At 66.6% G+C, this 1394-nt stretch carries 2 protein-coding genes; both read right to left on the reverse strand.

What is annotated here, in order from left to right:
• Positions 1-103 precede the first annotated feature (103 nt).
• Entirely contained in the window at positions 104-238 is a 135-nt protein-coding gene (locus tag Q4P21_RS06595; RefSeq protein ID WP_303388007.1) for a hypothetical protein, read from the reverse strand.
• Between the two features lie 5 nt (positions 239-243).
• Positions 244-1394 (reverse strand): glycosyl hydrolase (locus Q4P21_RS06600; RefSeq protein WP_303388008.1); only part of this gene is annotated, 1151 nt, incomplete at its 5' end.

The following is a 1394-nucleotide window of genomic DNA, read 5'->3' on the forward strand; positions in this document are numbered from 1 at the left end:
GCGAAACCCGGTGATGATTCGATGTTACGCGCCAGTAGCAGCTGGGGCTAGGGCCCGCCCGGAGCCAAGGATGCCAAGGGTGCCAAGCGTGCTGTGCCGCGGCCTAGGCCGCGGCGTCGGCGTAAAAGGCTTGCACGGCCCGCTCAAAAATGGGCACCAGCGTCGCCGGATGGGTGCGGTTCTCCGGCACCAGCTCCCACTTTTGTTCCGAATCCGTGGGCTTTACGTCATCCCACATGGTGCTCACCGTGATTCTGTCTGACCGCGCACGTCCGTGAGGCCGCGTGCGGCGAGGTATCCGGCGTCGTCCGTCTTGGATGCACGCACCAGGGCGGGCTTCTCCCCGCCCGCAGCCAGCTCCAGCCAGGCCGGGAACAGCGCACCGGAGGGATCTGCAACTGACCGGCCAACACCCGTGGCCTCATCTCCAGGGTCGAAGGACAGGGCGGTGCTGCGCTGGACGGGCGCCGTGGGGCGGGCCTTCTCAGCGGCAATCAGATCGGCCAACCGCAGCCCGGCCGGCTTGGGCCGGCGCTCGGAATCCAGCAGGCCCAGCGTGTATTCCAGCTCCGGGAAATCTGCCAGCTTCCGGCTGACATCGTGCGAGCACCACCACGTCACGCCCCACAAATTCGGGGTGTCCAGCACGGGGCGCAGGCTCTCCTCCAGGAAGTCGGCAGCGCCGTCGAACGGCACGGCCGGGTGGGGCGCGCCAATCTCCTGCAGCCAGACGGGCCGGGTGGGGTCGTCGGAGTACGCGTCGGCCAGCTGCACGAGGTAGTCGGCAAAAAGTGTGCGGGCCGGGTGACCCTGCGGGAACAAGTGCGCCACGGCCACGAACACCCAGGAATGCACGGTGGTCACATCACCCAGCGTTGCCGCGTGGCGGGGTGTGACGGGGCAGCTGTCCACAAACCATGCGTTGTCGTCAAAGCTGTGCTGGTGCATGCCCGTGGGCCAGGCCCTGCGGGCTGCCGCCAGCAGGGTTTTGAACCATTCGCCCATTTCTGCCGCTGAGGTCATCTGCTGCTCGGGGTGGCGTTCCACGGCGAATTGGTTGGTCTCATTGCCCACCGTCATGCCCAGTACGTTGGGGCGGGAGGTGACTTCGGCAGCCAGTGCTGTGATCAGCTGAACTTCCGCTTCCACCACCTGGGGATCGGTGTACATGTTGCGGCGGTGCCAGCTCGTCACCCACGACGGCAGGAAGTCAAAGCTGGAAAGGTGTCCCTGCAGGCCGTCCACGGACACGTCCAGGCCAAATTCGGCGGCAGCGTCCACCACGCGGCCCACGTCCGCAATGCCGGCCGGACGGATCAGCGACCTGTTGGGCTGCAGCAGCGGCCACAGCGGAAAAATACGCACATGGTCAAGCCCCAGCGCAGCGATCGACT

Source organism: Arthrobacter sp. (genome assembly GCF_030540645.1).
Lineage (GTDB): Bacteria > Actinomycetota > Actinomycetes > Actinomycetales > Micrococcaceae > Specibacter.